Source organism: Mesorhizobium shangrilense (genome assembly GCF_028826155.1).
GTDB classification, from domain to species: domain Bacteria; phylum Pseudomonadota; class Alphaproteobacteria; order Rhizobiales; family Rhizobiaceae; genus Arvimicrobium; species Arvimicrobium flavum.
In genome coordinates, this window is record NZ_JAQGPN010000001.1 from 2,250,777 (window position 1) to 2,271,147 (window position 20,371).

At 64.1% G+C, this 20,371-nt stretch carries 18 protein-coding genes and 1 pseudogene; 5 read left to right on the forward strand and 14 right to left on the reverse strand.

Annotated elements, in window-relative coordinates:
• Positions 1–7: 7 nt before the first annotated feature.
• Positions 8–130 (reverse strand): hypothetical protein, encoded by a 123-nt coding sequence (locus PD284_RS10965; RefSeq protein WP_274628235.1) that lies wholly within the window; start codon positions 128–130, stop codon positions 8–10.
• A 665-nt stretch (positions 131–795) separates the two neighbouring features.
• On the opposite strand from PD284_RS10965, the gene PD284_RS10970 reads away from it, so the two are divergent.
• The 5 genes from PD284_RS10970 (at position 796) to PD284_RS10990 (ending at position 5,429) form a co-directional block, all read left to right on the forward strand.
• Complete coding sequence (locus tag PD284_RS10970) at positions 796–1,266, forward strand: NUDIX hydrolase (protein ID WP_274630603.1); 471 nt, start codon at positions 796–798, stop codon at positions 1,264–1,266.
• Between the two features lie 300 nt (positions 1,267–1,566).
• Positions 1,567–2,100, forward strand: coding sequence for a PTS sugar transporter subunit IIA (locus PD284_RS10975; protein ID WP_274628236.1), 534 nt, complete (start codon positions 1,567–1,569; stop codon positions 2,098–2,100).
• Positions 2,097–3,032, forward strand: coding sequence for a hypothetical protein (locus PD284_RS10980; protein WP_274628237.1), 936 nt, complete (start codon positions 2,097–2,099; stop codon positions 3,030–3,032). The genes PD284_RS10975 and PD284_RS10980 overlap by 4 nt, the downstream gene beginning before the upstream one ends.
• Positions 3,033–3,048: 16 nt before the next feature.
• Positions 3,049–4,146 carry a carboxynorspermidine decarboxylase gene (nspC, locus tag PD284_RS10985; protein ID WP_274628238.1) on the forward strand — a complete coding sequence of 366 codons (1,098 nt, stop codon included), beginning with the start codon at positions 3,049–3,051 and terminating at the stop codon, positions 4,144–4,146.
• A gap of 41 nt (positions 4,147–4,187) precedes the next feature.
• Positions 4,188–5,429, forward strand: coding sequence for a saccharopine dehydrogenase family protein (locus PD284_RS10990; RefSeq protein ID WP_274628239.1), 1,242 nt, complete (start codon positions 4,188–4,190; stop codon positions 5,427–5,429).
• A 118-nt stretch (positions 5,430–5,547) separates the two neighbouring features.
• Here the strand turns inward: PD284_RS10990 and PD284_RS10995 are convergent, their stop codons facing one another.
• The 13 genes and pseudogenes from PD284_RS10995 to PD284_RS11055 form a co-directional block, all read right to left on the reverse strand.
• Positions 5,548–6,813, reverse strand: a complete 1,266-nt coding sequence (locus tag PD284_RS10995; RefSeq protein WP_274628240.1) for a Glu/Leu/Phe/Val family dehydrogenase — start codon at positions 6,811–6,813, stop codon at positions 5,548–5,550.
• A gap of 323 nt (positions 6,814–7,136) precedes the next feature.
• Positions 7,137–8,903: a tetratricopeptide repeat protein gene (locus tag PD284_RS11000; RefSeq protein ID WP_274628241.1), complete on the reverse strand. Its 1,767-nt coding sequence runs from the start codon at positions 8,901–8,903 to the stop codon at positions 7,137–7,139.
• Positions 8,904–9,094: 191 nt separating this feature from the next.
• The gene (locus tag PD284_RS11005) at positions 9,095–10,003 is read right to left on the reverse strand and encodes a hypothetical protein (RefSeq protein ID WP_274628242.1); all 909 of its coding nucleotides are present in this window, start codon (positions 10,001–10,003) and stop codon (positions 9,095–9,097) included.
• An 88-nt stretch (positions 10,004–10,091) separates the two neighbouring features.
• A complete protein-coding gene (locus PD284_RS11010) occupies positions 10,092–11,462 on the reverse strand; it encodes a gluzincin family metallopeptidase (protein WP_274628243.1) in 1,371 nt (456 codons plus the stop codon).
• A 71-nt stretch (positions 11,463–11,533) separates the two neighbouring features.
• Positions 11,534–12,880: a TfuA-like protein gene (locus PD284_RS11015; RefSeq protein WP_274628244.1), complete on the reverse strand. Its 1,347-nt coding sequence runs from the start codon at positions 12,878–12,880 to the stop codon at positions 11,534–11,536.
• On the reverse strand, positions 12,877–14,139 hold the full coding sequence (locus PD284_RS11020; RefSeq protein ID WP_274628245.1) for a YcaO-like family protein: 1,263 nt from the start codon (positions 14,137–14,139) through the stop codon (positions 12,877–12,879). Before PD284_RS11020 ends, PD284_RS11015 begins: the two co-directional genes overlap by 4 nt.
• Before the next feature lie 135 nt (positions 14,140–14,274).
• Positions 14,275–14,925 (reverse strand): annotated as a pseudogene (locus PD284_RS11025) (protein-L-isoaspartate(D-aspartate) O-methyltransferase); the annotation flags it as partial.
• 164 nt (positions 14,926–15,089) lie between these two features.
• Complete coding sequence (locus PD284_RS11030; protein WP_274628246.1) at positions 15,090–15,890, reverse strand: 3-methyl-2-oxobutanoate hydroxymethyltransferase; 801 nt, start codon at positions 15,888–15,890, stop codon at positions 15,090–15,092.
• A 72-nt stretch (positions 15,891–15,962) separates the two neighbouring features.
• The gene (locus PD284_RS11035) at positions 15,963–16,277 is read right to left on the reverse strand and encodes a MocE family 2Fe-2S type ferredoxin (protein WP_274628247.1); all 315 of its coding nucleotides are present in this window, start codon (positions 16,275–16,277) and stop codon (positions 15,963–15,965) included.
• Between the two features lie 81 nt (positions 16,278–16,358).
• Positions 16,359–17,456, reverse strand: coding sequence for a fatty acid desaturase family protein (locus PD284_RS11040; protein WP_274628248.1), 1,098 nt, complete (start codon positions 17,454–17,456; stop codon positions 16,359–16,361).
• Between the two features lie 91 nt (positions 17,457–17,547).
• Positions 17,548–18,324: an ATP-binding cassette domain-containing protein gene (locus PD284_RS11045; RefSeq protein WP_274628249.1), complete on the reverse strand. Its 777-nt coding sequence runs from the start codon at positions 18,322–18,324 to the stop codon at positions 17,548–17,550.
• A gap of 4 nt (positions 18,325–18,328) precedes the next feature.
• Positions 18,329–19,354 (reverse strand): ABC transporter permease, encoded by a 1,026-nt coding sequence (locus tag PD284_RS11050; protein ID WP_274628250.1) that lies wholly within the window; start codon positions 19,352–19,354, stop codon positions 18,329–18,331.
• A 66-nt stretch (positions 19,355–19,420) separates the two neighbouring features.
• The gene (locus tag PD284_RS11055) at positions 19,421–20,353 is read right to left on the reverse strand and encodes a substrate-binding domain-containing protein (RefSeq protein WP_274628251.1); all 933 of its coding nucleotides are present in this window, start codon (positions 20,351–20,353) and stop codon (positions 19,421–19,423) included.
• Between the last annotated feature and the right edge of the window lie 18 nt (positions 20,354–20,371).

Consider the following 20,371-nt stretch of genomic DNA (forward strand, 5'->3'; position numbering starts at 1 on the left):
ATGGCGACTATCGCCGCTTTGCAGGCGATCCCGCGCTTGCGCTGAGCTGCGAGATGGAGCCGGCCTCCACCTTCTTCTCCTTGTTCTGCTTGGGCTTGCGCGCTTCGCGATTGCCGCTTCTCTTTGCCATCTCGGGCACCTTTCCAAAGTTCCATGACCGCCGGGCCGCGCGCAAAACTGCGTGCGGGTGCGGCAGATCCAAAAAATGTACGTTGTTCAGGAAGGTTTTCCCTGGTCCGGCATCGCGTCGGCGAAGTGCCAAACCAGGGCTAGCGGCCGATTTGGGGACGCTTCCGGAAAGGAAGCCCGATGGAAGAAATCTTGCTCACGGCGCGTGATCATGGCCAGATCCCCGGGAAAGTCAAACCACTGAAGAAAAAAGAAAATCTTTAACCGGTGACATCGCGTCGCCCTTGAAAGCGCCGTGCCGACAGCCTAGGTTGAAGCTATGTGCATGGAGACTTTCATCAGGATTACGAGGCTTGCCGGAAAAGCACGGGGCTTTTCCCGGAGCGGGCTTCCTAATCCTGAATTCCGCACGTAATTCTGCTCCGGGACAATTCAGACATGCGGTTCATTTCTTGCGGTGCTTTGCAGCGCCGCATTGATGGAGCGTATCATGAGAATACTTCATCCGAAGCGCCTTTGTACTTCCTGTAACCGTTATCTCCCCCGGGCGGCCGCCCGATGCCCCTGGTGCATTGCGTCGATCGTCGTTTCGCCGACGCGGCCAACTTTCGCCGCGACCGTCTCGACGGCCGATCTGGGCATGCGCGGAATCCAGCCTTGAGCGTGATGGAGATGCCCGTGCCGCAAGCCGCCAAGGCGAACGACAAGGCCGATCTCGCCCAGCAGTATGCCGCGCTGCCCTGGCGGGTCAGTCGCAAGGGCGTGCTTCAGGTGCTGCTCGTCACGTCGCGGCGTCGTGGGCGCTGGATCGTGCCGAAGGGGTGGCTGGCGAGGGAGCGATCGCCGGCGCAGTCGGCGGCGCGCGAGGCATTCGAGGAGGCGGGCGTGATCGGCCGGACGGGTGACGAGCCGATCGGCAGCTACCTGTACTCGAAAGTCCATGACGACGGCAGCATCGAGCCGCGGAACGTGACGCTGTTCGATCTGCACGTGAAGGGAACGCTGCTCAACTGGCCGGAAAAGGGCGAGCGCAAGCGTGGCTGGTGGCCGATCGACGAAGCGGCCGCGATGGTGGGCGAACCGGAACTGGGCGAGTTGCTCCGTTCGCTGGAGCTCACCTCGAAAAGGACCGCATGACGCCTTGCAGCCGGACGCCGGGAACACGGGACGTCCGGCCGCAGAGCGCGATTTCGGCGGGCGCTTGACTTCGCTTCGGCCATACCTACGTTCGGCGCATGTTGGCTGTCCCTGTCATTCATTCCCGAGGAGCCCGGCTCCTCAAAGCGGGATTTTAGCCCGGACGCGATCTGAAGCCCTGGCTTCGCGTCCGGGACCGCCAGGTTTCCACCCTTTCCAATGTTGGCGTCGCCGCTGAGCGATGCCGCCGGCGCGCGCCCGCAGAGGCGGACCACGCTTGCCGATGACGCGGAGGCGATCATGGACATCGGTAAGGTCCTGCGGGAGCAGGACATCATGCTCGGGATGCCGGCCAGGGGAAAGAGGTCGGCGTTAGCCAAAATCGCCGCCTCGCTCGCAAAACGGGCTGGTGCGAGCGACGGCGAAGTCCTGGCAGCGTTGCTTCGCCGTGAACGCCTCGGATCGACGGGCATCGGTCATGGCGTGGCCGTACCCCACGCGCGGCTGGACGGGATCGAAGCGCCTGCAGCGATGCTGGTGAGGCTGGAGAAGCCTGTCTGCTTCGACGCGCCCGACAGCGACCCGGTGGACCTGGTGCTGGCCCTGCTGTGGCCGAAGGCGGACATCGCACGCTTTCTGCCTGCGCTGTCGCGCATGTCCAGGCTGCTGCGGTCGGCGGATCTTCGAGAGCGCCTGCGTTCGGCGCAGACGGCAGCGGAAGCCTTCGCGTGGCTGAGACTGCATGAGCCGCCCTCGGCCGCGCGGCCGGCTGTCGGTCCGCGGCGGGCGGGTGGGCTCCGGCCCCTCGGTGTCGGCCTGGAGGCCAGGGCATGAGCGAAATTATGAATCATACGCGCGTTGCGGCTTGGCATACAGGCTGGCTGGACGATGCGGCGCTTGCAGCGGCCTTGCAATGCGAAGTGGACATCGTCCGCGCATTGCTCGGCGCTCCCGGATTCCGTGACGAATGCGGTTCCGGTCGAGATGCAGGCGTCCGCAGGCTGTCGCCACGCCTGAGGGTCGGCCTGGCGGTTGCACATGCGTTGCATCGCCAGGCCGGCCTGACTTCAGAGATCGCGGCAGAGATCGTCGCGCGCTCCTGGCGGGTCTGTGCCTCGGTCGTCGCCACGCTCGATTTCGTTCCGCCCCTGGACGAGGCGTCAGAGATCGACCTCGCCGCGCAGCCGGCCGGAAGGACGGAATGTGATCCGTTGATGCTGTTCGCCGCGCATGCCAGCGAGGAGATCCCGATCCCGGCGATCGATGAGTACCTCGACCTGATCGACGGCAGGCGCCTGATCTGGAGGAAACCCAAACACGACGCCTACCGTCTGGCCTGCGACCTGCACCGCCTCTCGGACCCGAAGGGGGCCGCCCCCACGCCGAACCGCCAGGAGGAGTTCCTCACCCTCCTGTCGCGGATGCGGGAGCGACCGGGGCATGTGGGGGAATGGATCGGCATCGTCGACCGGCGTGGATTTCGGCCGCGGCCGGACCGGTTTGCCGACAAGACGCCGTTCCTGCGCCACGGGGTCGACTTCAGCCGCGATCCACACGGTCTTGCCGAACCATACGGCAGCAAGGTGTCGGTCAACATCTCGCTTGCGGCGCGCTCGATGAAGCGCAGAGCGCTCGGTCTCGAGGTCGTCGGGGTGCTGGACCGGCCACCGCGGACCGCATATCCGGCGCGCCGGGTCACTTTTGACGGTTCCCTCATCGGGAGTTTGCCGTTAGGACCGGCCCCGGCACGACAGTCAGAGACCTGAAGACTACCGGACGACCATGATCCAGACACCATACTACCTGATCGACAAGAGCAAGCTTCTTCGCAACATGGAGAAGATCGCCCTCGTGCGCGAGCGCTCCGGCGCGAAGGCGCTGCTGGCGCTGAAGTGCTTTGCGACCTGGTCCGTGTTCGACTTCATGCGCGAATACATGGACGGAACCACGTCCTCATCTCTCTACGAGGTCAGACTGGGGCGCGAGAAGTTCGGCGGCGAAACGCACGCGTACAGCGTGGCTTATGCCGATCATGAGATCGAGGAGGTGGTGTCGCACGCCGACAAGATCATTTTCAATTCGATCGGGCAGCTGGAGCGTTTCGCCGATAAGGCGGAAGGAATCCAGCGCGGCCTTCGTCTCAATCCGCAGGTGTCATCGTCCACCTTCGACCTTGCCGATCCCGCACGCCCCTTCAGCCGTCTCGGCGAATGGGACGCGGCAAAGATCGAGAATGTCATGGACCGCATCAGCGGGTTCATGATCCACAACAACTGCGAGAACGCCGATTTCGACCTGTTTGACCGTATGCTCGGCCAGATCGAGGAGCGGTTCGGATCGCTCTTGTCGCGCGTCGAGTGGGTGAGCCTCGGCGGCGGCATCCATTTCACGGGCGAGGGCTATCCGATCGAGGCGTTCTGTGCGCGGCTGAAGGCATTCTCGGAGCGGTTCGGCGTGCAGGTCTATCTCGAGCCCGGCGAGGCCGCGATCACCAAAAGCACGACGCTCGAGGTCACCGTGCTCGATACGCTGTTCAACGGCAAGAACCTCGCGATCGTTGACAGCTCGATCGAGGCGCACATGCTCGACCTGCTGATCTATCGCGAGAAGGCCAAGATCGAGCCCAACGCCGGTCCGCACAGCTACATGGTCTGCGGAAAGTCGTGCCTGGCCGGCGACATTTTCGGCGAGTTCGACTTCCCGGCCGAGCTGAAGGTCGGCGACCGCATCTCGGTCGAGGACGCGGCCGGTTATACAATGGTCAAAAAGAACTGGTTTAACGGCGTGAAGATGCCCGCGATCGCGATCCGCGAGCTCGACGGATCGGTCAGGACCGTCCGCGATTTCACCTTTACCGACTACGAACAAAGCCTCTCCTGAGGCCGATACATTTCACAAGCAGAAGGAAATCCTCCCCCGAAATGAAGAAGAACGTCCTCATCATCGGCGCTGGCGGCGTGGCCCAGGTCGTGGCGCACAAGTGCGCCCAGAACAATGACGTGCTCGGCGATATCCATATCGCTTCACGCACTGTGGAGAAGTGCCGCCAGATCGTGGCTTCCGTCCGGGAGAAGAAGTCTCTCAAGACGGACGGCGTGATCGAGGCTCATGCGCTCGACGCGATGGATGTGGAAGCGACCAAGGCGCTGATCGAACGCACCGGAAGCCGCATCGTCATCAATGTCGGCTCGGCTTTCCTCAACATGTCGGTGATGTCTGCCTGCATCGCCACCGGCGCGGCCTACATCGACACGGCGATCCACGAAGACCCCAAGAAGGTCTGCGAGACGCCGCCGTGGTACGCCAACTACGAGTGGAAGCGCCGCGAGGAGTGCGAGAAGGCGGGCGTGACCGCCATTCTCGGCGCCGGCTTCGATCCGGGTATGGTCAACGCCTACGCGAAGCTCGCCCATGACGAGTTGTTCGACCGCATCGATTCGATCGACATAATCGACATCAATGCCGGCAGCCACGGCCGCTACTTCGCCACCAACTTCGATCCGGAGATCAACTTCCGCGAGTTCACCGGTCAGGTGTGGTCGTGGCAGGACAGCAAGTGGACGTCGAACAAGATGTTCGAGGTCGGCAAGGACTGGGACCTTCCTGTCGTCGGCACCCAGCGTGCCTATCTGACCGGTCATGACGAGGTGCATTCGCTCTCGCACATCCTCGGCGTGCCGAACGTGCGGTTCTGGATGGGTTTTGGCGACCACTACATCAACGTCTTCACGGTCCTGAACAATCTCGGCCTCCTGTCGGAAAAGCCGGTCAAGACCGCGGAAGGGCTGGAGGTCGTGCCGCTCAAGGTGGTGAAGGCGGTGCTGCCCGATCCGGGCTCGCTGGCGCCTGACTACACCGGCAAGACCTGCATCGGCGACCTGGTGAAGGGCGTGAAGGACGGCAAGCCGCGCGAGGTCTTCATCTACAACGTGGCCGACCACAAGGAAGCCTTCGAGGAAGTCGGCTCGCAGGGCATTTCCTACACGGCCGGCGTGCCCGCCGTCGCCGCAGCGATGCTGATTGCCTCGGGCGACTGGGACGTGAAGAAGATGGCCAACGTCGAGGAACTGCCGGCGCGGCCCTTCCTCGCGCTGCTCGACCGGATCGGCCTGCCGACGCGCATCCGCGAAGGCGCGGACGACCGCCCGGTCGCCGACGTCTGACGGGACAAGAGAAGAGGGCTGTCCCGGGAAAGTGAAGCCCGGAACGGCTCCCAAGAAAAAGGCCCTGCCGCAGCGATGCGGCAGGGCCTTTTTCACATCAGCCGGATGGCCGTTTCGATCAGCTCGTGAAGAAGCTCTGCGTGCCGTGCGCCTCAATGGCTTCGGCAAGCCGGCTCAGCGCGTGGACATAAGCCGCCGTGCGGACGGTCGTGCCCTTCTCGCGGGAGACGTCCCAGATGGCGCGTCCCTCGCGCTCCATGATGGTGCGCAGGCGGCTGTGGATGTCCTCGACGGTCCAGTAATAGCCCTGCTTGTTCTGCACCCACTCGAAGTAGGAGACGGTGACGCCGCCAGCATTGGCCAGGATGTCGGGCAGGATGACGGTTCCGTTGGCGGCGAGGATCTTGTCGGCTTCCGGGGTCACCGGGCCGTTGGCAAGCTCCAGCACCAGCTTGGCCTTGACCGAGGCTGCGTTGCGCTCATGGATCATGTTCTCCAGCGCAGCCGGCACCAGCAGGTCGCAGTCGACGCCGACGAGACGTTCGGACGAGATCACGTCATGGCCGCCCTGACCTGCGGTCGCAGTGACCGACTGGCCCTTGGCCTTGGCGTCAAGCAGCAGATCGACATGCAGGCCGGCCGGCGAATAGACGGCGCCTTCCGAGTCGGAGACGGCGACAATCTTGTGGCCGTCGGCTGCCAGCAGGCTGGCGATGTGCTGGCCAGCGTTGCCGAACCCCTGGATGGCGACGCGCATGGTCTTGCTCAGGCCAAGGTCTTCCGCGAGGTGGCAGACGAGATAGTAGCCGCCACGTGCGGTGGCGTCGCCGCGTCCGAGCGAGCCGCCCAGCGCGATCGGCTTGCCGGTGATGACCGCAGGCTCGGCCCGGCCGACGATTTGCGCATACTCGTCGGACATCCAGCCCATGATCATGGAGTTGGTGTAGACGTCGGGGGCCGGGATGTCGCGATCCGGGCCGATGATGCGTGCGAAAGCCTGGATGTAGGCGCGCGAGAGGCGCTCCAGCTCAGCCTTCGAGAGCTTGCGCGGATCGACCTGCACGGCGCCCTTGCCGCCGCCGTAGGGCAGGTTCATCACGGCGCACTTGAAGGTCATCCAGAAAGCCAGCGTCTCGACCTCGTCGGCGGTCGATTCCGGATGGAAGCGGATGCCGCCCTTGGTCGGGCCGCGCGTGTCGTCATAGCGGCAGCGCCAGGCGAGGAACGACTTTCGCGAGCCGTCGTCCATGCGGATCATGAGACGGGCTTTGGTAGTCTCGCGCGCGAATTTCAGTTTCTCGATCACGTCCGGGTCAATGCTCAGATGGGCGGCTGCTTCGTCCAGGCGGACAAGCGCGTGATCAAGAAGGCTGTCTTCGGACATCGTGACTCCTGAAGGGGTGGGTGGAAAAACTGCACTTGCATAAAAGGCGGGCACGCACTCCGCAATAAAGAAGTCAGCATTGCTGACCTATTTTTTCATTTGTTGCGCTCTAATGTGGCAAATTGCCGCGAAATTAGGCGGCGTTTCCGCCGCCGACAAAAAAGGTTTGGGTCGAAGGCCGTCCTGCAGCATTCGAAAGCGGTGACTGATCCGCCCCTTGACCGATAAGCGCGCACTCCCTGACGCCCACAGGCAGTCACCAGGGCTTTCAGTGGGCAAGGAACGGCCGCGTCGAAGCGCTTCCAAAGCGCCGCCCGCCTTGTCTATCGCAGGCCGGCTTTCCTCAGGCCCTCGACAAAGATCTCGAGATCCTCGGGGTACTTGTTCGGTGGCACCTTGCGCCATTGCTCGATCGTGAAGTTCGGGTGCACCTCCATGACGCCGCGGGCGTGCCTCTCCGCCTCGCGCTGGTTTCCGATGAGCGCATGGCTGGCGGCGAGCAGCCTGTGGCCTTCCGAGAGGTCGCGCATGCGCTGGAGAGTGTGGATGGTCTTTTCGTACTCGCCGAGCTGGAAATAGGCATCGCCAAGATACCAAAGATATGAATCGGGATGATACGGGTTCAGCCGTATCGCCTGCTCCAGGAGTGTTACCGAGCGCTCGGCCTGTCGCACATAGACGAGGCAGTCGCCCATCTCCGCCAGAAGATCGGCGTCATTCGGGTTGAGCTGTAGCGCGCGTTCATAGGCCGCGATCGCCTCCTCATGCTCCTTCCTGTAGAGGTGCGCCAGCCCCATTTCGCCGAAGCCACGGGCGTCGAGATCGTCATACTGGACGGCGAGCTGGGCCAGGTTCAGGGCCTCGTTCAGCGCCGCTTCCGGATCACTCGTCCAATTGTAGCGCCACTCGACGTTGAAGGTCCGCGACATGGCCGAATAGCTGCGGCCATAATGCGGTTCGAGGGTTCGCGCCTGCGCATAGAGGCGCCGCGCATGCGCGTTGCTGTCCGGGCGGAAGCGGAAGCTGAGGTCCTGTCCTCGCAGAATGAGGCCGTAGGCATGAAGGTTTGGCCGGATATGCGTGGAAAGCCGGCGTCGCTCCGCCATGTCGATGTGAACGGCCAGGCGCGCCGCCGTCGTGGCCGTGACGTCGTCCTGGAAGGCGAAGATGTCGCTGAGGGAGCCGTCATAGCGTTCCGACCAAAGGGTGTTCTCGGTCTGCGCTTCGATCAGGTCGACGGCGATGCGCAGCCGGTTGCCGGCGCGGCGAAAGCTCCCGGACAACAGGTATCGCACGCCGAGATGATTGCTGATCTCGCGCAGCGACTTCGAATGCGCCGAAACCAGGAAGCTGGAATGCCGCGCAATGACGAGCAGGTTGCGGAAACGGCACAGGTTCGAGATGAGATCGGCGACGATGCCTTGGCACAGGTGGATGTCGGCCGGGTCGCCCGACACGTTCTCGAGCGGCAGGACGGCGAGGGAGCCCTCGGGCGCCGTCGAACGCGCCACCGGGGTGGGAAGCGGAGCGGCGGGAACTCCATCGGTTTCCCTTTCCGCGAAGTCGACGGCGAACACCTCGACCGCCTCGTCGAAATTCTTCAGCGTCTGGCGGCCCATCGAACGGAAGTGGAATTCGGGATCGCCGTTGACCAGCTTGTAGACGGTTTCGGCGACACAGACGCCGCCTGGAACGGCTAGTGTCTGGATCCGCGCCGCCATGTTGATGGTCTGACCATAGATTCCGGTCTCGCCGGCGATGGTGTCGCCCACCGTGATGCCGATGCGGTAGAGGATCGGTTCCTGGTCGCCGCACCACACTGCTTCGTTGGACAACTCGCGCTGCATCTCGCCGGCGAAGTGCAACGCCTGGCGGGCGCTGGGGAAAAGCGCCACCAGGCCATCGCCCGCCACGCTCACGACGGCGCCGCCGTAGTCTTCCACCAGGTTGCGGATCAGCGTCAGGGAGCGCGTCAGCCGAACGACAGTTCCCTCCTCGTCCCGGCCCATCAAACGGCTGTAGCCGTGGATGTCGGCAAAGAGGATGGCCGAAAGCTTACGAATGAGCACGTCCGGTCGCGTGACCGCCATTCTGCGCCAAGCCTCGGTTGGGACTCGCGAACTGACCGCGAGGCAAGAAAGTGTAACACGCGCGCAAACGTTTCGGCATCCCGAGAAATCGTGCTAAAACAAATGCGTTCGGAAGTTGCCTATCCGCAAAGTCGTCAATCTTGAATTGTGGCGCGCGACGCCGTGCCGAGGGCGCCAGCGCCGTACGACGCTCAATCTCCGTTGCCGCCGCGGGCATTCATGCCTCTCGCGTTCATGCCGCGAGCGTTCATGCCGCGAGCGTTCATGCCGCGGGCATTCATGCCGCGCGCGTTCATGCCACGCGCATTCATGCCGCTCGAATCCCCCGGTCCGCCCAGCATGGCGGCAAGGAGGACGTCCTCGAACATGCCGGTCTCGACATCCATGCGGATAGTGTAGTCGGCCTTGTCGTAGGACCAGACCATGATGTCGTCGGCGAACTGGAAGTCGGCCTGACCCAGCCCGGTCTGCGACGGATCGCCGGGGGCGCGGGCGGCCCTCACCGTACCGAACATGCCGGTCCTTGCCTCGCTCACCGGATATCCTTCGCCATGAACAAGGAAGACGACCGGCCACGGCAGATCGTAGTAGAACCCCTCGAAACTGAACCCGTATATTCGCGCGAAGGTTGGATCTTCATCGAGCAGCAGTTGCTGCTCGAGTTCGCTCGCCAACCCGGTTCGTGGTCTGGCGAATGGCCCGTGCCGATCGTCGGGAATCTTGCCCGACTTCGTGATCACACCGGCTGCGTCGATATGAAAGACCTCACCCTTGTTTCCACCACCTTTCGATCCACGCCTGACATACACGTCGAGAGGGAGACCGCCCGGTGGAGTATAAGGAACAGGCTTCTTGTTTACGATCTCGTATATTCCATTCTGTGCTGCAGTGGCCTGATCCTTCAGCAGTACATACTTGCCCGATTTCAGGTTTACAGTGTCCAGACTAGGCAGGGGGTTCGCCACGTTGACGTTGGCGGTGGACGCGGCAATGACCTTGAACGCCCCCGGCGGAATGACAAGAGGTTCGGTGATCGTGAGGTCATCCATGACGCGCCCGAACAACAGCACGTTAGACGGACTTAAGAGTGTTTCGGCCATCGACTTTCTCCATCTTGAAAACCTGTTTTCGCGTCAGGACGCCGGAAGTCTGCACCTGGCCTCCAAACCCGGAGCGTGAGCTTCTCCTTCAGGGGAGCGCCAACACGCTCTGATACTTCTCTCGAAATGACGGCCGCCGCCGTCCGCAGCACTGCGCATGGTTCCCCGGCACGAACACCCGGGCCAGATCGAAATGGCTGTCGCCGGCAGGCGGTGCGATGCGCGGACCGGGCCTTGCGAAGCCGATGGCGCGGCGGCGCAGGTTCACGTCGATGATCCTGCGCCAGCGTCCGCCCGACATCATGCGGTCGACGGCGCGCAACGTGTCGCCCACTTGCGAATAGCGAAGGTCGCGAGGCGATAGACGACGCCAGGTTTCGGCGAGCATCATCCCCATCTCGTCCCGCGTCGCGACGAGCGCCTCGCGAAAGGCGTGCGGAGCGGCCGCGTAGGCTTCATCAAAAATCGGCTGGATCACACGAAAATACTCGGGATCGTCCTCGAGCTGGTCGGACAGATCCTCCTGGCTCGCGCTGATGAGTTCGCGCGCCACGAGCTCCTCGTGGAACAGGTCGACGAACATGTCGAAGACCGCGCCGGTCAGCGGCTGCGCCAGATCGTGCTCGTCGGTCCAGCCGCGGACGAAATCGAGCAGCGTGAGCGGATTAGCGGCGAGCCGGATCTGCTCGTTGTCGGTGAGCTCGGCGAAGCGGTTGGCGAGGTTGCGCGTGTAGAGGTTGCCCCGGCTGCTGGCGAGCAGCTCGTCGATGACCCTGTCGAAATGCAACGCGGCGATCAGGGCGGTCAGATCCGCCGCCGATTCATGGAAGCCGTAGTATTCGGGCGAGTCGGTTCCGGGATCGGGAGTTCCGATCATGGCGTAGACGATGCAATGGCCGATCTCGTGGGCGATCACGTCGAAGTTGAGGCTGAAGGGCTCGATGCGCCGATCCGCGGTCTGGTGTACGCCCACCTCCAAAAAGCCGTATCCCATGAAGGCGTTCTCGAGCAAATTGCGCTCGATCACCAGTTCCAGGCGGTCGAGATCGGGGGCGAAATGCCACTCGATCGGATGACCGAAGTACTTTTCCCAGACGTCCAGCGTGAAGCGCGCGACTCCGAACAGGTGCGCCGCTTCGAATTCTGGACTGCCGGGAGCGATATGGTCGAAATGGCCGTCGGCATCGGGCAGGGCGGGCGGGAAGACGGCGCCGGTCCACGGAGGCATCAGATACGCAAAGCTGCCGCGCAGGTCTTCGGCCGCGCCGTAGGCGAAGGGTTTGCCGATCGGGTCGACCACATACATGCGATCGTCAGCCGGGCCCGGACCGACCGAACCGGCGGGTGACGAGACGATCACCGTCTCAGGCTCGTGAAACGGCTCCAGGAAGGGCGCCTGGGCATACAGCCTGAAGCGCGTCCCCGCTGTCGATGTCGGAACGTTCCCTCCAACTGCCACGCTCGTTCCCCGAGATACGGAGCGGAAGCATGCAATTCACATCGGCGGCCGCTGCGAAAACTGCCGCTGCGTCAGACTATCGGCGTTTTTGCCTTTGCACCAGTGACATTCCACACAGTTTCTGCCGCGACGAAAGCATATTCGGCCGCCAGCAAGTCATAAAAGTGGTCCACGTCGTCAATGCCCAGGGCAGAGACGTAGTCAGCCAAGTTATCCGGAACCGGAATGCCCATCCGCTTGTCGAAATACCACGACAGGAGGACAGGATGAGGAACTCTAGTGAGGGATGTGCTGGCCGTTTCCTGTTTGGCCCAGGCGCGATTGCGCAGTTTTGCGAAGGCATCGATTTCCCGCGCACGGTCGAGGATCTCCCTGCGCAGTTCGATGTCGCGCATACTGGCAAGCCGTTCGACAGCAGCCCTGTCGGCCATCATGCGCTCGAACCCAGCCGCACTCATGCCATTTCCCTCGCACCAGCCGATGAGATCGTTCTGGCGGAACAGACCGCGCTGCATACGGAACGAATTGGTCTCCCGAGCGATCGCGCGCCGTTCCGGTTCGGTGTCTTGCGCGGCAAGCGCTTCGCGGGCCAGCAGCCGCAGCAGCGCGTCGCGCCGCAGCCGCCCGTAGCTGCCCTCCAGGCGGATCTCGTCGAGAATGGCCTCGTCGGCCTTGGACGATTCCTCGCCACCGCTCTGCGCCGCAGTCCGCCAGGGCGCGTTGTTCCAGCTTTCCGTCCATTCGAACGCAAAGCCCGGCGGTTCGTAAAGCGACGGGTGTCGGCAGAATGCCTGAATGGCTTCGAGCATCGACAGGGCGTCGGCGCGCTTCTGGTCAACCTTGCCGGTCGTCAGCCAGGTTTCGAAGGGTTCGCGCGCCGGGTCGCCCGGATCGAACTGTTCGAGCACGTCGGCCCAGCTGCGATCCTGATAGAAGCGCGCTTTGGCACCCGCCATGAGGCGATCGGCGGTCGGTTGGTCGACCGAACCTTCGCGAACCGCGCGCTGCAGGGTTGCGCGGATGTTGACCATCGGCTCGCTGAGCTTCAGGTAGCTCGTCTCCGCCGGGCCATGAATCAGCGCCACCTCGTCGTCATCCGTCAGGACACCGTCGCGATACGCCTCGAAGATCCAGCCGACGCCGCGCATTCCGAACGTGTGCAGCTCCGCCGCACGCAGCGCGCCCATGCTGGATGCGCCGAAAACCGCAATGCCCTTGCTGAGCGCCCACAGGATTTCCTTGTGCCAAACGGCGGGATGCCCGTCGAAATAGCCGTCGACGATGCCGATGACGCTCGGGTTCTCGCGGGTCGCTGCAAACACGTCGCCCTGCTGCACGGGCGGGCGGAATTCGAATTCGGGGAACCGCTGGCAGTCGGCCGGCGCCAGGGTGGGGCCGTTGAAGACGATGACGCTCATCCCTGCGCCCCCAGCAGGTTTCGCGCCCTTGCGCCGGGCACGTAGGCGTCATGGTCGTCCGGCGCCTCGAGCCCAGGAATGACGACGCGCATCACCGGGATACGGAAGTTCTCCTTGCTCAGATCGACGGCGACGACCTCATCGATGCCGACGGCGCGCAGACGTTCGATCAGCCGCGCGAGATCCGAGGAAAAGTCGGCCAGGGACCGGTCGGCGACAGCGGCAAAATCCCTGATTGGCGAATGCTCGGACATCAGCCGGGCGGCGCCCTGCCGCCGCGCGGCGCGCTGCCGTTCGCCGAATTCCACTGGCAGAAGGTCGTCGCGCGTGCCGGAGATGTAGGTCGTGCGCACCTGGACCGCTTCGGTGAGAGCCCGCAGCAAAGCGATGTTCGGGGCCAGATGCGAGCCGGCGCCGATGCCATGATGACTGGCCGGATCGCGGCGATCCGTGATCATGCAAAAGAAGGCGGGCACCCCGACGTCGGACGTCGTCTCCCAGGCGGCGATCTCGAACTCCGCGCAACGCAGGCGAGCCAGCACCTCGCGGCAATTCCCGTCGCCGACGCTCCCGAGGTCGAGCCCGGTGGCGGCGCGCGTCCTCGCCGGCATGCGGTTCCAGAGCGTCGTGGCGTCGCGCTCGATCACCTCGCAGATTGCGTGGCAAAGCGCTTCCTCGTGCGTGTTGCCGGAGGCCAGGCCGTTGCTGCTGAAGTCGAAGCAGCCGCTGCCCGTCGGAAAGGGCAGGGTGAAGTTCGTATGGACGCACTCGTAGGGCAGCCAGCGCGGCTCGTCTGAAACCAGATCGCGCCCCTCGATCCACAGCATCTCGAGATTGGGGGCAAAACGGTTGCCGGCGACGCGGGCCAGTCGGGAGACATCCGCAAGATCCAGCGATCGTTCCAGCTGCGCCAAGCTTCCCAGTCGCAGCGGCAGTTCGATGTGCTCGGCATGATGGAGCTCGATCGCCTCCATGAGGCCGGAGGCGCGCGCCGCGTCGAGATCGACGCCTTTGCCCTGCGAAACCGCGAGCGAGCGGGCATTGGGCCGGCACACCATCACCACCGGCACGCCGATGCGGTCCAGCCCGGTCACGTCGGCCACGCGGGTGATGCCCATCTCCGCGCAGAGCGGCAGAAGGCGCATCACAGTTTCGGAGGGATGCGCTGCCCGGTGGGTGCCGGACAGATGCCGCTTCAGATCCGGCCGGTCGACCAGCCGGTCAGGCGGAGACTGCTCAGGGCGATGCCGCCAATCCAAGGATGTCCCTCATATCTCAACGACAGCGCCAGCCTAGCCGGTTTCGAGAGCCTCCGAAACTGGGCCCTGCGCGCATCTGGCCCGCGCTCGTGCGTCGCCGCCGCGCCACCAACGCTATCGCCAATGGCTGTCGTCGTCCTCCGGCCAGCCTTGCTCGCCCAGCAGCGGAACGAAGAGCACGCCCCCTAGGTCCACCATGTCGAAGGTGGCATCGCCGGTGCGCGTTATCTTGACCAGGCGCTGAACGCGCGGTGCGTCGCCGACAGGGATCACCAGCCTGCCGCCGATGGCAAGCTGGTCCTTCAGGGCCTGCGGGGCGAAGGGCGCGCCTGCGGCCACGAGGATGGCGTCGAAGGGGGCGGCCTCCCGCCAGCCTTTGGTGCCGTCGCCGATCCTCAGCTCGATGTTGGCGTAGCCGAGTTCATCGAGGCGCTTGCTGGCAGTCTCGCCCAGCTCAGCGATCCTCTCAATCGTGTAGACCTGCTCAGCGATGCGGCTCGCCACCGCTGCGGCATAGCCGGAGCCGGCCCCGATCTCGAGCACGCGGTCGCCCGGCTCGATCACGGCGGCCTCGATCATCAGGGCGACGATGTAGGGCTGCGAGATGGTCTGGCCGGCGCCGATGGGCAGCGGCCCGTCCTCATAGGCGAACTCTTCGAACGCAGGCTCTACGAACTTTTCGCGCGGCACGTCGCGCATTGCATCGAGCACCCGCGGATCGCGTATTCCGCGCCCGGCGAGCTGGGTTTCGACCATCCGGTTCCTTGCCTGCGGCAAGTCGAGCATGACTGCCCTCGGCCGGCGTTGCCGGCAAGTCTGAGCGCGCCTTTCACACCGGCGAATGGGCAGGCGGGGCCGCGCTACGCTCCCGACCCGCCCCATATGGGCGCGCCGCATCATACACGCCTGCCGACATTCGTCCGCAAATTTCGAGGCCTGAGAGCGGGGCGTCAGGCTCGCTCGATCTTATCCATGAAGGCAGCAAGCTCGGTCGGTTCCATGCGGACGATGTGCTTTTCTTCGGGATAGGCCTTGCTGTTGACGTCGGCCACGAACTCCGAGAACGCCGCCACGCGCTCCTGTTGAAGCCGATCGTATTCGGCGGCGAAGTTGCGGTAGACCTTGGAATGGCGCGGCATGTGGCCCCGGTTGGTTCCCAGCACATCCTCCGCGAACAGGTATTGCGCGTCGCAGCCCGTGCCTGCGCCCATCGACAGCAGGATCAGCGAGGTTCGCTGCGAGATCGCCTCGGCGACCTCGACGGGCACCACCTCGATCTCCGCCCCGAAGGCGCCCAGCTTCTCATAGGTCTTCACGGCTTCGAAGATCTGCATGGCAGTGTCGGCCGTCTTGCCGACGGCCTTGAAGCCGCCGGTCCAGGTGGCCCGAGACGGGATCAGGCCGACATGGCCGATGATCGGGATGTTGTCCTCGCAGAGGCGTTTCACGGTCGGGAAGCCCGCTGCGCAGTAGATCGCATCGGCGCCTGCCTTGTAGAGCTTGAAGGCGAAGCGCACGAAGTCGTCGGTCGAGCCGAACTCGAAGAAGTTGTCGCCGGGCATGGAGAAGAGGCTGGGCGCGGCGTCGCGGTACTGCGGGTTGAGCAGCAGTTCCGGCGGGATCGAGACGATGTCGACCCCCGCCTTTTCCGCGGCCTCCGCTTCCTCCAGCGTCATCACGCGCAGCATGGTGAGCTGCCGCTTTCCCTTCATGGCGCGAATGTCTGCAACTGTCGGACGCTTGCGGCTCATGAGACTTCTCCCTGCGTTCCAAATGTCCGGTTCGGCGAAACGGCCATGCGCTTCAAGGCGCTGCCGGCGCGTTCAGCCGATGTCGATGAGGACGGTGCCTCCCTCGACCTTGACCGGATAGGTCTTGAGGTTGACGCAGACGGGCGCGCGCAGCGCCTGGCCAGTCTTGTAGTTGAAGCGGCCGTTGTGCTTCGGGCACTCGATCACGTCATCCATCACCAGCCCACCGGACAAATGCACTTTCTCATGCGTGCACAGGCCCTCGGTGGCGAAGAATTCGTCGTCCGGCGAGCGATAGATCGCAAACGTTCGCCCGCCATGGTCGAAGCGGATCACGTCCTCCTCGTCCACGTCGTCCACGGCACAGGCTTCAACCCATTCTGACATTTCCGTATTCCATAGTTGTTGGTTCAGGTGTTCGGGGCCGGGGCAGGCGGCCCAGACCTGCGGGACGTGCCCGCATCGTTCCTACTCGGCCGCTGACGGCATCGCGAGGTTGTGGAACTCCTCGCGGTAGGGCCGCGCGGTCGGGGGCAGCTCCCGCCGCAGATAGTAGTCCTCGTAGCGGAGCTGCCTCAACACGACGGGCCAGACCTCCTTGTAGGCGTGCCACATCGATGGGTTGGCGTCAGGCAGGTCGTGCTTGATCAACTCATGCAGCCTGGGCAGCGCGTGATACGGAATCATCGGGAACATGTGGTGTTCGACATGGTAGTTCATGTTCCAGTAGATCCAGCGACTGATCGGGTTCATGTGCACCGTGCGCGAGTTGAGCCGGTGGTCGATGACGTTGTCAGCCAGGCCGATGTGCTGAAGCAGCCCCGTGAGCACCATGTGCCACATGCCGTAGACGCGCGGTCCGCCGATCAGCATGAGCGGGAGGAACGACCAGGTGTAGATCGCGACCGCCACCGTCGCGACATAGATCGCCACATGCCAGCGCGCCGCCACGATGGCCTTGGGCCGTTCGCTCTCCGGGATGTAGCTCTTCTCATCCTCGCTCAGCCGGCCAAACGCTTGTCGGAACAGGGCGGGCAGCGCGTAGCGGAAATCCATGACGCCGACGAAGGTCAGCGCCGCCTTGAGGAGATCCGGCGGGCGCATCACTGCGATCTCGGCATCGCGGCCGACGATGATGGTGTCGGTGTGGTGGCGGGCATGGCTCCAGCGCCAGACGACCGGGTTGCGCATCAGCATGAAGCTCGCGATCTGGTACACGACGTCGTTCATCCAGTCGGTCTTGAACGCCGTGCCGTGGCCGCATTCGTGCCAGCGTGAATCGCTGGAGGAACCGTAAAGGACGCCGTAGACGAGGAAGAAGGGCACGCACCACCAGGTGCCCCAGAAATAGATCCCGCCGGCCGCGGAGCCGAGGATCAAGGCGATCCAGATGACGGTGTCGCGGATGGCGGGGCCATCGGAGCGCTTCATCAGCTCCTTCATCGTCTTGCGGGGCACATCGGTATGATACCATTCGGCCGAGGCGAGGCCGGTCTCGATCGCACGTCTCGTGCTTTCCCCGACGAGGCTGTAATCCCGCTTCTTCGCTATGGTCGTCTCAGCCATTGCTGTTCTCCACTTCCATTGCCCGGGCGGAGGAGGCGTTGCAGCACCCTGGTCCGCCCGAAGCATGCTTCGCCGCGCGTTTCCTGCGGCCTCAATGCGCCACTGCCTGGCGCAACTCGCTTTCCGACATGCCGGTGATCACTTCCTCGACCTGCTGCACGGTCGTCGTCTTCGGGTCGATGTCGTCGGCCACGATCTTGCCCTGCCGCATCACCACGATCCGGTCGACGACCTGGAACACGTGATGGATGTTGTGCGCGATGAAGATGCAGGAGTGGCCGGAGTCGCGCGCGTTGCGCACGAAGCGCAGCACCCCTTGCGTCTCGGCGACGCCGAGATTGTTGGTCGGCTCGTCGAGGATGATCAGGTCGCTGTCGAAATGCATGGCGCGGGCGATGGCCACCGCCTGGCGCTCGCCGCCGGACAGCGAGCCGATCGGCGTCGTCGGCGGGATATTCTTGCTGATGCCGACCCGCTTCAGGAGGTCGCGCGCCACCTGTTCCATGGCCTCCTGGTCCATCCGGTTGAGGAAACGCGGGCCCTTGATGGGTTCCCGGCCGAGGAACAGGTTGCGGGTGATGGAGAGCTGCGTCACCAGCGCCGAGTCCTGGTAGATGGTCTCGATGCCGTTGGCGATCGCGTCGGTGGTGTTCCTGATCTCGACCTTCCTGCCCTTGATGGTGATGTCGCCGCCGGTCGGGCGCACGGCTCCCGACAGCACCTTGATCAGCGTCGACTTGCCGGCGCCGTTGTCGCCGAGCAGCCCGACGATCTCGTTCCTGAAGACGCGGAACGTCACGCCGTCGAGCGCGCGCACGCGGCCGTAGTACTTGCTGATGTTCTCCATGCGGACGAGTTCTTCGGCCATCGGCTCAGTTCCCCGAATGGTTTCGACGTTCGAGGCCCGAATGCAGGGCCATCATGCCCAGGATGATCGCGCCGATGAAGATGTTGTAGGCGAGGCCGGGCACGCCGATCATGACGATGCCGTTGCGCATGACGCGCAGGATGAAGATGCCGATCACCGTGCCGATGATGGTGCCGCGGCCGCCGGTCAGCGCCGTGCCGCCGATGACCACCATGGCGATCACCTCCAGCTCGTAGCCGGTGCCGCTGTTGGGGTTGGCGGCCGAGGTGCGGATCGAGCTGATGATGCCGGCGAAGGCCGCGAGCGTGGACGAAAGGATGAAGAGCGCGACCTTGGTGCGGTCGACATTGACGCCGCGGGCGCGCGCCGCATTCGGATTGCCGCCCGACGCCTGGATCCAGTTGCCGTACTTGGTCTGCGTCAGCGTGTAGCCGAGCACGCAGGCCACGAGGATGAACCAGAACAGCGACATGTAGATGCGGAAGGGGCCGACATAGAAGTCTCCGACGAGAAGCTGCGCCAGCCAGTGCTCGCCCGAGTTCCAGGTGCGCTGCGGGAAGCCGTCGGTGATGAAGAGGGCCGTGCCGCGGGCGACCAGCAGCATGCCGAGCGTCACCAGGAAGGACGGGATCTTCAGGCGCGTGACGAACAGGCCGTTCACCCAGCCGATGAAGGCGGCGACCAGCAGGGCCACCACGAACGACACTTCGAGCGGCAGCGAGCCGGCGTTGAACAGCGTCCACATGATGACCGGCGACAGGCCGAAGAGGGAGCCGACCGACAGGTCGAACTCGCCCGACGTCATCAGCAAGGTCATGGCCAGCGCCACAAGGCCGAGCTCGACGGAGAAGGCGAGCGTGTTGCTGATGTTCAGCGCCGAGAGGAACTGCGGATTGATGGCCGTGAAGACGAGAAGCTCGGCGAGCAGCAGAACGAGCGGGCCGAATTCCGGCTTGGCGAACAGGCGCTGGATCAGGGTTGGCTCTCCGGCGCGTGCGGGAGAAGACTGAGCCACGTCGGCGGGTTGCATGCGGCGGTTTCCTTGTTCGGAACGTCCGCGGCGACCGGAGCCGCCGCGGACATCGACTGACTCGCGTTACTTGCCCGACATCACGTCGGCGTAGACCTGCGCGGTGTCCTTCTCGTAGAGCGCGCCGGTGATGATGTTGAAGGCCGGCGGAACGCCGTCGGTCGCCATCAGCGCCAGGGTCAGGGCGAGGTAGCTGGTCGCCTGCGGGTCCTGCCACTGCGCGGCGTTGACGTAGCCTTCCATGACCTCCGCCGTGGTGTCGAGCGAGTTGCCCCAGCCGACGACCGGGATCTCGCCGGGCTTCACGCCGACCTGGTCGAAGACGCGCTTGATCGAGCCGGTCGCCAGATCGCCGAGCCCGATGATCGCCTTGATCTTGGCGCGGTTGGCGTTGAGGTAGTCGCTCATGCGGGTGATGACTTCGGCCTGGTCAAGCGTCGTCTCGGTGACTTCCCAGGTGATGCCGAGCGGTTCGAACACCGACTTGATGCCCTTTTCCTCCTCGACGCCGTAGCTGGCGCCGGGAACCTCGACCGGCATCCAGACGAAATCGCCCTGCTTCACGAAACCCTTGTCGACGAGATACTGCGCCCAGCCTCGCCCCACGACGATGAGGTCGGTGCCGACATAGGCCTGGAAGTTCGCCGACGGGTCAGGCGTGTTGAAGTTGATCAGCGGGATGTTGGCCGCCTTTGCCTCCTTCACGATCTCGACAAGGCTGCCCGGATCGGGGCTCGTCGTCACGATCGCATCCGCCTTGGCGGCGATCGCGGCGCGGATCGCTTCCTGCTGGGACGGAACGTCGCCATTGTGGAACGAGGTGTTGACGGTCTGTCCCGTCGACTTCGCCCACATCTCCGCGCCCTGCAGGAAGTAGGTCCAGACCGGATCGGCCGGGCCGCCATGCGAGATCCAGTAGAGCGTCTTGGCCTGCGCGGCGACCGGCAGGGCCAGCGCCATCATCAGGCCGCAGATAAGTAATCCCAGTTTCTTCAGCATTGCCTTCCTCCCATTTGA